General features: G+C 65.9%; 8 protein-coding genes. 7 read left to right on the top strand and 1 reads right to left on the bottom strand.

Annotation, left to right across the window (positions count from 1 at the left end; translation table 11 throughout):
* Nucleotides 1-309: 309 nt before the first annotated feature.
* Both L1087_RS12150 and L1087_RS12145 read left to right on the top strand, forming a co-directional pair.
* Nucleotides 310-657 (top strand): transposase, encoded by a 348-nt coding sequence (locus L1087_RS12150; RefSeq protein ID WP_234559170.1) that lies wholly within the window; start codon nt 310-312, stop codon nt 655-657.
* A gap of 510 nt (nt 658-1,167) precedes the next feature.
* Nucleotides 1,168-2,553, top strand: coding sequence for a phosphohexomutase domain-containing protein (locus L1087_RS12145; RefSeq protein ID WP_234559168.1), 1,386 nt, complete (start codon nt 1,168-1,170; stop codon nt 2,551-2,553).
* A gap of 35 nt (nt 2,554-2,588) precedes the next feature.
* Here L1087_RS12145 and L1087_RS12140 read toward each other — a convergent pair whose 3' ends face one another.
* Entirely contained in the window at nt 2,589-3,635 is a 1,047-nt protein-coding gene (locus tag L1087_RS12140) for a glycoside hydrolase family 130 protein (RefSeq protein ID WP_234559167.1), read from the bottom strand.
* Nucleotides 3,636-3,745: 110 nt separating this feature from the next.
* Between L1087_RS12140 and L1087_RS12135 the strand changes: the two genes are divergently transcribed.
* The 5 genes from L1087_RS12135 to L1087_RS12115 all read left to right on the top strand — a co-directional run bounded on the left by L1087_RS12135 (nt 3,746) and on the right by L1087_RS12115 (nt 10,303).
* Nucleotides 3,746-4,717: a LacI family DNA-binding transcriptional regulator gene (locus tag L1087_RS12135; RefSeq protein ID WP_135260073.1), complete on the top strand. Its 972-nt coding sequence runs from the start codon at nt 3,746-3,748 to the stop codon at nt 4,715-4,717.
* Between the two features lie 66 nt (nt 4,718-4,783).
* On the top strand, nt 4,784-6,016 hold the full coding sequence (locus tag L1087_RS12130; protein WP_135260072.1) for an ABC transporter substrate-binding protein: 1,233 nt from the start codon (nt 4,784-4,786) through the stop codon (nt 6,014-6,016).
* A gap of 40 nt (nt 6,017-6,056) precedes the next feature.
* Nucleotides 6,057-7,160 carry a carbohydrate ABC transporter permease gene (locus L1087_RS12125; RefSeq protein ID WP_234554313.1) on the top strand — a complete coding sequence of 368 codons (1,104 nt, stop codon included), beginning with the start codon at nt 6,057-6,059 and terminating at the stop codon, nt 7,158-7,160.
* Nucleotides 7,160-8,518: a carbohydrate ABC transporter permease gene (locus L1087_RS12120; protein WP_234559166.1), complete on the top strand. Its 1,359-nt coding sequence runs from the start codon at nt 7,160-7,162 to the stop codon at nt 8,516-8,518. The genes L1087_RS12125 and L1087_RS12120 overlap by 1 nt, the downstream gene beginning before the upstream one ends.
* Nucleotides 8,519-8,521: 3 nt before the next feature.
* Nucleotides 8,522-10,303 (top strand): glycogen debranching N-terminal domain-containing protein, encoded by a 1,782-nt coding sequence (locus L1087_RS12115; protein WP_234559165.1) that lies wholly within the window; start codon nt 8,522-8,524, stop codon nt 10,301-10,303.
* Nucleotides 10,304-10,312 lie beyond the last annotated feature (9 nt).

The raw sequence follows: 10,312 nt of genomic DNA, 5'->3' as shown, positions 1-10,312 counted from the left end.
AAGGGTTTGGGAGAGGGCAGCTCAGGCCCTGGTCCGGCGGGACCGGGAAAGAGAAAGGCGGTATGCCTCTCCCAGCGCCCTGGTGGTGGAGGGCCAATCGGTGAAGACCACGGAAAAGGGGGGCCCCGAGGGGACGACGGAGCCAAGAGGGTGAAGGGGCGGGTCAGCCGAAGGCTAGCTTGCAACGCCAGGTGGTGGTGGATACCGGGGGGAGGATGCTCCGGGTGTACGTTCACCCGGCCAATGGTCCGCCCCGAAGGGGCGAATCTTGTGCATGACAAGTGGGGTGGGAAAGCGGTTTTGGAGGGGATGGACCTTGGTCTGTGGCCGAGGGTGAGGAAGGTGTATGGGGACTGGGGCTACCGGGGCCTGAGGGGCTTTTTGGAGGCCCTGGGGTTAGAGCTGGAGGTGGTGGCCCATCCTTACGCCGGGGTGCGGGGGGTGTGGGTGCGGGAGGGGGAGGAGGTGCCGGAGCTTCCCCGGGTAGAGGGCTTTAAGCCGTTGCCCAAGCGGTGGGTGGTGGAGCGGACGTTTGCGTGGTTGGGGAGGAACCGGAGGTTGAGGGAGGATTACGAGCAGCATCCTTCCGTCAGTGAGGCGTGGTTGTACTTGGGCATGCTACGCTTGCTGGTGAAGCGGCTGGCCAGGGCCGCGTAAGGTGCGGTGGGGGACTTTTACGACAGCCTCTAAAAGGGTCAGCATCGCCCCAAAGGGGGCTAACCGACGGCTGACAACCCCTCCTCAACCTGCGTACAGGGGTGAAAGCATGCGAAACCTCCCCTCCCCGCCCCGCCCAGAGGTGGGCCGCGCAGGCGGTGAGCATCCCTACCAGGACGTTGAGAAGAACGGCTAAAAGGGCAATGCACAGGGAGAGCAAAGCCGCCTCCAGGTACTTCGGGTCCCGGGCGCTCCGAGCGTACTCCTCGTGGGTGAACTCCTCGGGGAGAACCTCCAGCCAGAGACGGCTGAAGGAGTATACCACCGGGGCCAGCATGTGGAGGAGAAGGAAGGTAAAGGAGGAAAAAGAGCCAGCCTAAGGCCCTCACCGCCAAAACCTCCTTTCCCAAAGGACCAAGAGATTGTGGCGTAGTTTCCACGCACGTGGGGATGGACCGGTAGGATTTCGTCCACCAGACCACGAGCAAATCTGCTACCCTTCAAACTGGCATGGGCACAAAGCAGAACACCCTCCGCTTCGGCACCGAGGGTTTCCGGGGGGTGATTGCCCGGGAGTTCACCTTCGCCGCCCTGCACCGCCTGGGGGAGGCCTACGGGCACCACCTCCTGGAAAGGGGCGGGGGCCGGGTGGCGGTGGGGTACGACGGCCGCTTCCTGGCGGAGGCGTTCGCCCAGGCCCTGGCGGGGCACCTCTCGGGGATGGGGCTTGAGGTCTACCTCCTCCGGGGCCCCGTGCCCACCCCCCTCCTCTCCTTCGCCGTGCGCCACCTGGAGGCGGCGGGCGGGGCCATGCTCACCGCCAGCCACAACCCGCCCCAGTACCTGGGGGTGAAGTTCAAGGACGCCACCGGGGGCCCCATCGGCCCCGAGGAGGCCAAGGCCCTGGAGGCCCGGGTGCCCGAGGAGGCACCGGAGAGGGAAGGCACCTACGAGGAGCTGGACCTCAAGGCGGAGTATCTGGAGGCCCTGGCCCGGCGGGTGGACCTGGAGGCCCTGGCCCGCTTCCCCGGCCCCCTGTACCACGACAGCATGGGGGGCGCGGGGGCGGGGTACCTGCGGGACTTCCTCCTGCGCTTCGGCCTCCCCATCCCCTTCCGGCCCCTCAGGGAGGCCCTCCACCCCCTGTTCCACGGGGTGAACCCCGAGCCCATCCCCGCCAACCTGGGGCCCACCCTGGCGGTGCTTTCCGCCGAGGCCCCGCCCGCTTTGGCGGTGGTCACGGACGGGGACGGGGACCGGCTGGGGGTGGTGCTGGCGGGGGGCCGGTACTTCAACCCCCACCAGGTGCTCACGGTGCTGGCCCTCCACCGCTTCCGCCGGGGGCACAGGGGGCGGGTGGTGAAGAACTTCGCCACCACCTGGCTTTTGGACCGGCTGGGGGCGCGGCTGGGGTTCGGGGTGACCACCACCCCCATCGGGTTCAAGTGGATCAAGGAGGAGTTCCTCAAGGGAGGGTGCTCCTTGGGCGGGGAGGAGTCCGGGGGGGTGGGGGTGCCGGAACACCTACCCGAGCGGGACGGGCTCCTGGCGGCCCTCCTCCTCCTGGAGAGTGTGGGGGCCACGGGGAAGCCCCTGGAGGAGGGGTTCCGGGAGGCCGAAGGCCTGGCGGGCCTCACCCATGCCTACGACCGCTTGGACCTGCCCTTGCCCCCGGGGTTCGATCCCAGGCGCCTCCTGGAGCCCCGGCCCCTGGCGGGGATGGTCCCCGTGGGGCTGGAGACCCTGGACGGGAGCAAGTGGCTCTACCCCGAGGGCTGGGTGCTCTTCCGGCCCTCGGGCACGGAGCCCTTGCTCCGGGTCTACGCGGAGGCCACGAGCCCGGAGCTGGTGCGGGCCCTTCTCCGGGAGGCCAGGGCCCTGGTGGAGGGGGCATGAGGGCCTACGGGGTGATCCTGGGAAGGTGGGGCTTCCTACACTGACCGCATCCTTTTCAGAACTTCCTCCAAAGGGGCTGTCATGACCCCAATGCCGTAGTCGCCCACCCCCGCCACAAAGACAAGTTCCTCCCCGTGCAGGAAAAGTCCGTTGCCGTAAAGGGTTAGCGGGCGATCGCCGTAGCTTTCGTTCAAGCCCCGCGGGGCAAGCAAATAGGAGGTGTAGGCCAACAACTCCCCGCTCCCGGAAAGGCGGACGAAGCCGTGGCGGTAAGAGAAATCGGCGCGCAAAATCCCGTGGTAAGCCACCAGGTAGGTGCCGTCCTCGAGCCTCACCGCATTCGTGGACCAGCCCACCTTGAACTCGAAGGGCTCCGGCGGGAGAACGGGCTCGAGGGCAAAGGCCCTAAGCCTCTCCTTATCCAACCTTCCCCGCCAGCCGGTATCCGGCAAGCCCGGCAGGCTGGGCCGCAGGAGGAAGGCGTCTCCTTCCAGGAAGGTGGCGTTCTTGGTAGGCAGGAGAAGGCCCTCGCCTTCCCTGCCCAAGCGCACAATGCCCTTACGCCTCAGGCGGAGGTCCCTCCCAAGCTCCGCCAAGGCCAGGGCAGGGAAAAACACATCCTTGTGGTCCGTTAAGGCGGCTTCACCCAGCTTCCCCACCCCCGTGTAGAAGAGGGCAAAGCCTTCTCCCAAGGCGTGAGCCCGGGCATCTTCGCAACCCCTGGAGGCCTCCCAGACCTCTGTGGGGTACAGGACGATCTCCATCGGAAGGGGACGGGGCAAGTGGCCCTGGAGAAGGTCATCCACCGGCACCGCGGCATACCCAATGGCGGAAGCGTAGCTGTAGTACTCAAAGACCAGCCTCGGGAAAAGGTGGACCACGCCATCTCGCAAAACCGCCCCCGGATTAAAGGCCGCCATGGGCCGCCGCCTGAGGTAGTTGGTGACTTCGATATCTTCAGGGGAAAGGTAGAACCTTCTTTGGAAGATGTCCTCGGTATGGGGGCTGCGTTCAAGGGAATGCGCGGAAGCATAGGCCCTGGCCTTTTCCACCAGCTCCTGCACCAACTCGGAAACCGCCATGGATCAATCGTAACAAGCTTGGTCCATGGGGAACGGGGACAGGAAGAGCTTGACGCCCCAACCTGCCAGGGGTTAGGTTGAAGGCGCTTACGAAAACGTTTACGCTAATCATGAAGAGAGCAACTACCATTAGAGAAATCGCCAGGCTCGCAAACGTTTCTGTGGGAACGGTGAGCCGAGCCCTGAACGGCCGCCCCGGGGTCAGCCCTGGGACCCGCGCGCGGATCCTGGAAGTGGCCCAAGCCGTGGGCTTCGTACCCAACGCCGCCGCCCGGGAGCTGGCGGGCATGTCCACAGCGGTGGGGCTTCTCTTCGCGCCCGGCGTACGCCGCTACACTCCCTACTTCGCCCTGCTCCTGGAAGCCTTGACCGAGGCGTTTTGGCAGGAAGGCTTAAGGGTCGCCGAAGTGCCCACAGACCCTAGGGGTCTACCCCTGGCTGAAGCCCGCGCGTACCTCCTCCTCGGGGCCCACGACCACGACCCGCGCATCGAAAGCCTCCGGGCCCAGGGGAAGCCCTTTGTCCTGATCGGCACCTACCCAGGGGCCTTCTGGGTGGCCCCGGATGATCCCGAAGGGGGCTACTTGGCCACCCGCCACCTGCTGGAGCTGGGGCACACGGAGATCGCCATCGTCACAGGGCACCTGCACCATCAAGCGGGCAGGGAGCGCCTGGAAGGGTACAAGCGGGCCCTGCACGAGGCAGGGCTTCCCTTCCGTCCAGAGCTGGTGCTGGACGGGAGGTTCGAGGCCCTTGCCGCATACCGCGCAGTCCGCCGCACCTGGCAGGAGGGGCTTCGCTATAGCGCCCTCTTCGCCGCTTCCGACGAGATGGCTCTGGGCGCATGGGCGGCCCTCGAGGACCTGGGCCTGCGGGTGCCCGAGGAGGTGAGCCTAGTGGGCTACGATGACCTGCCCGACTTGGAAAGGAGCCTAACCACAGTACACCAAGACATCCCCACCGTGGCCAAGGAAGCAGCTCGCCTCCTGAAAGAGGCCATGGCCGGGCGCCCGCCTATGGGGGTACGGGTCCCCGTGTACCTCGTGCCGCGAGGAACCTCCGCCCGAAGGGGGGTGGGATAGCGAACGAAACCCAGACCGGTGTTCGGCTTAGGGGTTTTAAGGCCATGATGCAAGTTGGGAGGTGTCATGCTTAGGGTTTGGTTGATCCTTCTGGCCCTTGCAGGCCTGGCTTCGGCCCAGGTGCAGGTGCGCATCTCGGGCTGGGGCGGCACGGACATCGCCATCGTTAACGGGTTGCTTAAGGAAGTGGTCCAGCCAAAGCTGGACCGCGAGGGTATCCGGGTGGTCTATCAGCCCATCGAGGGGGATTACACCCAATGGCTCTTCAACGCCCTCTCGGCGGGTACGGCCCCCGACCTGTTCTACGTGGACATTTTCTGGTCGGAGAGCCTCTTCGCCTCGGGGCGGGTGGAGCCCTTGGACGGCTACTTCAGCAAGCAGGAGCTGGCCGAGTTTCTGCCGAACCTCATTCAGGCTTTCACCTATAAGGGCAAGGTCTACGGCATCCCCAAGGACTTCAACACCCTCGCACTCCAGTTCAACAAGGACCTCTTCGATGAAGCAGGGGTACGCTACCCCAACCAGCAGGACACCTGGGAAACCTTTGAGGCCAAGCTCCAGCAGGTGCAGAGCAAGCTGAAGGACGTGGCCGGCCTCTGCGTGGTGGCCGACTTCGCCCGCTTTGGAGCCTTCGCCTTCGCCACGGGGTGGAAGCCCTTCGACGCCAAAGGTCATACCGTGTTGGACGAAAACTTCCGCCGGGCCTTTGAGTGGTACACGGGGTTGCCGAGGCGGGGCGCGGCCAGGTTCGCCCAGGATCTCGGCGAGGGCTGGACCGGTGGGTGTTTCGGGGGGGAGAAGGCGGCCACGGCCATCGAAGGGGCTTGGATCGCGGGCTTCCTCCGGGACAAAGCCCCGAACATGCGCTACAGCACTACCTTCCTTCCCCTGGATCCGGTCACGAAGCGCCGGGGTAACTTCATCTATACCGTTTCCTGGAGCATGAATGCGGCCAGCAGGAACAAACCGGCCGCCGCGAAGGTACTCAAGGCCTTGACCTCCCCCGAAGCGCAACAGTGGGTGCTGGAGCGGGGCCTGGCCATTCCCAGCCGTAGGGCCTTGGCCAACAACCCCTACTTCCAGCGTCCGGGCAAGGAGCCCGAGCTTAACCGTGTGGTCTTCCAAGGCTCCGGCCCCCAGGGTGGGAACGTGTATCCCTTCAAGTTCCTGGCCTACGGGGGCGACTGGATGCGCCCCATCAACGATGCCCTCTTGGCGGTCATGACCGGGCAAAAGGGGGTGGATCAAGCGCTGAGAGACGCCCAGGCGGCCTTGGATCGGCTCACGGGTAGGAGGTAAAGAAGCAGGGGGGTGGAAATCACCCCCCTTTTGTTTTGCCATGCGAATCAAAGCGCGCACCCTCGAGGCCCTCTACGCCTTGCTCCTCCTCCTTCCCTTTTTGTTCTCCCTGGGCGTTTTCTTCCTGTACGCCTTCTTGCGGGCTGTCTACTTCAGCTTCACCGATTACAACCTCTTCTCACCCCCGCGTTGGGTGGGTTTGGCCAATTACTGGGCGCTCTTCCAAGAGCCTTCCTTCCTGTTGGCCCTGAAGCACACCCTCCTCTACAGCTTGGTGGTCACTAGCCTGCAGACCTTCTTCGCCCTGATCCTGGCCATCGCCCTCAACCGACCCCTGAGGGGCATCACCTTCTTCCGCACGGTCTACTACCTGCCCTCGGTGATCTCCACCGCGGCCGCCAGCCTCCTCCTCCTCTGGCTCTTCCAGCGCACCGGGCTGGTGAACCAGGCCCTTTCCCTCCTGTTCTCCCACCTCCCCCACCTGGCTGGCTTTGCCCTTCTCTTTTTGGGCCTCCAAGGGGCCCTGGTCCTTTGGGAACGGCGGCGGGGACGGCGCACCCCCTTCCTTGACCCGGGGCTAGCCGCCGTCTCCCTGCTGGGCGCCTTCCTGGGCACCTCCGCCTTCCAGGCCTGGGGCCTCCTCCAGGCCCGCGAGGTGCGGGTGGATATCCCCTGGCTCCCCACGCGGGCTTCCTTCCTCGGTCTTCCCTACCCCTTATGGGCCATCGTCTTGATGAACACCTACACCACCATTCCCACCTTCATGGTTCTCTTCCTGGCGGGGCTCAAGGGCATCCCCCGAACCCTCTACGAGGCCGCCGCACTGGATGGGGCAACCCCTTGGATCATGTTCAGCCGCATCACCGTGCCCCTCCTTAGGCCCGTCCTCTTCCTGGTCATCACCCTGGGCCTGATCGGCACCCTCCAGCTCTTCGACCAGGTGCTCTTCGTGGGGGGTTCCGGGGGTGCTCCCTTGGAGAGCACCATCACCTTGGCCTACTACGTGTATGGCAACGTTTTCCCCTCCGGAGCCACCCCGCGGGTGGGGCTGGCCTCGGCAGCCGCCTTGGTCCTGGCGGGCCTGACCCTGGTCATCGTTTTGCTCCAGCGCCGCTTCGGCGTGGGCGAGAGGGGGTGGTCCTAATGGGGGCTAAGGAGGCGGCCCGCCGCCGCTGGGCGGCCTTGGGCTGGGCCTACGGTCTGCTCCTGGCCTTTGGGGTGTTCTTTGTGGCCCCCTTTGTTATGGGCTTCCTGGCCAGCCTAAAAACCGACCCCCTGGAATGGCCCTTCCGCCTGGCCTTTTCCCAGGTGAGCCCCAAGAACTGGGCCGCGGCGTGGCGTCTGGGCCAAGCGGGAAGCGGCGATCCCTGGTTGGGCGGGATGCGCCCAGGACGCCAAGTGGCCCTGGAGGTGGTGTACTTCGTGCCCAGGGGCGTGGAACCCACCCTCCTTGCCGAGATTCCCCGGCGAAAGCCCGGAGCCGGCATGGGAGCGGTGTTCGAAACCCCTTACGCCAGCGACCACGTGACGCTGGAAGGACCCATCCCCCTGGAGCGCCGCCCGGCCCACCAGGAGGAGGGGGAGATCATCCGCTACCGGTTGGTGCTGCGGTACCAGGGCGAAGGCCCCTTTTTGGAACGGGTGCCCCTGGATTTGGAGGCACCTCGAGGCATGGTCCTGGTGGAGGCCACCCTAGACCCCACCCGCTTCGAGCGCCGCGGGCGGGTGGCGAGCTGGGATAACGTGACCCCGGGCCTCCTGGGGTATGTCTTCCACAACTACGTGCGGGCCTTCCGGGAAACCAGGAGCCTGGAAACCGGGGAAAGCCTCTTCTTGCGCTGGACTTTGAACTCCTTCTTCATCGCCTTCCTCAAGGTGCTCACCACCCTGGTCTTCGCCTCCATGGCCGGCTACGCCCTGGCCCGCCTCCGCTTCCCCGGTAGGCAAGCCCTTTTCCTCTTCATGCTCTTCACCATGATGGTACCCGGGCAGGTGACCTTCATCTCCAACTACCTGGTGCTTCGCGACGGCATCTTCGGCCTGTCCAAGCTCTTCGGGGTGGAAACCCTCCTCAACACCTACACTGGCCTCATCCTCTCGGGCCTGGTGGGCGCCAGCGCCGTCTTCATCATGAAGCAGTTCTTCGAGTCCATCCCCCGGGAAGTGGAGGAGGCCGCCCTCATCGACGGGGCCACCCCCTTGCAGACCCTCTTCCGCATCGTCCTCCCCATGTCCACCCCAGCCCTCGGCGCCTTGGCCATCCTCACCTTCCAGGGCACCTGGAACGAGTTCTTCTGGCCCTTCATCGTGCTCACCAGCCCCCGGGAGATCTACACCCTGCCCATCGGCCTCCTCTCCTTCCGCAACGCCTACGGCCAGGTGGGGGACTGGGGCCTCATCCTGGCGGGTGGGTTCTTCTCCATGATCCCCATCCTCATCCTCTTCGCGGTCTTCCAGAGGTACTTCGTCGAGGGGGTCAATGTGGGAGCGGTAAAGGAGTAGCGCATGGTTCCCCTGAAGGAAGACGACACCTACCTGGTCCTGAACGAGCGGGGGTTCGCCGAGGAGCCCCCGGAGGGTTTCTACCGCCACGACACCCGCTTCCTGTCCCGCTACCGCCTGCTTCTGCCCGAAGGCCTAACGCTCCTCCACACCCACGTGCCCCGGCCCGACCAGCTGGTCCAGGATTGGGCCCGCTTTCGGGGGGCCGACGGGGAGGTCCTGCTCCGCAGGCATCTCCAGGTTTACCGGGGCAAGGTGGCGGAGCACCTCCGCTTCCAGAACCTTTCGCAGGAGGCCCTCTCCCTTCGGGTAGGCCTGGAGATCTCCGGGGATTTTTTGGACCTATTTGAGGCAAGGGGCTGGCACACACCGCCGAGCAGGCCTCCCAGCCTGGAGCATCGCGCCGCCGACGGCATTGAGCAACGGGCGGTCCTGCGTCCCCTACCCCCTCCCCAAGGCTTCACCCTCCACCTGCCCCCTAAGGGGGAAGGGGAGCTGGCCTGGGAAGTGCTTTTGGAAAGCCCGTTGGCGTCCCCGGGCACCCTGCCCGACTACGAGACCTTTTTGAGGGCCTTCCCTCGAGGCGAAGGGCCTTGGCAAAGCATCCTGAGGCAAGCCCTCCTGGACCTCCGCGCCCTGCTCCTCACCACCCCAGAAGGGCCGGTGCCCGCGGCGGGCATCCCCTGGTTCGTGGCCCCCTTCGGCCGGGACAGCCTCCTCACCGCCTTCATGCTCCTCCCTTGGGGGAAAGAGGTGGCCCAGGGGGTCCTCCGCTACCTGGCCTGGCGCCAGGGGGTGGTGGTGGATCCCTTCCGGGAAGAGGAACCGGGCAAAATCCTGCACGAGGTGCGCATAGGGGAGCTTTCCCGCATGGGGCAGGTGCCCTTTGCCCGCTATTACGGCACGGTAGACGCCACTCCCCTGTTCCTGGTCCTCCTGGGGCGGTACCTGGACCTCACGGGGGAGTTGGCCCTGGTGCGGGAACTTCGGCCCAACTGGGAAGCGGCCCTCGCCTGGCTGGAAGCCGCCGACCAGGATGGGGACGGGCTTCTGGAGTTCACCCCCAGCGGCAGCGGGCTCGCCGTCCAGTCCTGGAAGGACTCCCACGACTCCATGAGCCACGCGGATGGGCGCTTGGCCGAGCCCCCCTTGGCGGTCAGCGAGGTCCAGGGGTACGCCTACGCGGCCCATCGGGCAGCAGCCGCCTTTTACCGGGCCCTGGGGGAGGAGGCCAAGGCGCAAGCCCAGGAAAAGCGTGCGCAGGAACTCTTTCGCCTCATCCAAGAGCGCTTCTGGCTGGAGGAGCTGGCCACCTATGCCTTGGCCTTGGACCGGAACAAGGAGCCCCTCCGGGTGAAGTCCTCTGACCCCGGCCACCTGCTGTGGAGCGGAGCCGTGCCCCCAGAGCGGGTACCGGCTTTGGTGGCCACCCTCTTTTCCGAGGAACTCTGGTCGGGCTGGGGCCTGCGCACCTTGGGAAGCCGAGAGCGGCGCTACAACCCCCTTTCCTACCACAACGGTTCCGTCTGGCCCCACGACACCGCCCTCTTCGCCGGGGGGCTTTTCCGGTACGGCCTCAGGGAGGAAGGGGAACGTGTGGCCCAGGCCCTCCTGGACCTGGCCCTTTCCCAGCCCGACCGGCGCCTTCCCGAGCTGGTGGGGGGGTTTCCCCGGGAGGAGGGGTTGCCCCCAGTCCCCTACCCTGTGGCCTGCAGACCCCAGGCTTGGGATGCCGCCAGCGTGGTCTACCTCTACGCCCTGGTCCAGGGGGTGCGGGATTGGTAAAGCCACGGG

Source organism: Thermus tengchongensis, from assembly GCF_021462405.1.
Lineage (GTDB): Bacteria > Deinococcota > Deinococci > Deinococcales > Thermaceae > Thermus > Thermus tengchongensis.
Note: the sequence above shows the minus strand (reverse complement) of the source record. Positions and strands in the feature narration are given on the sequence as shown.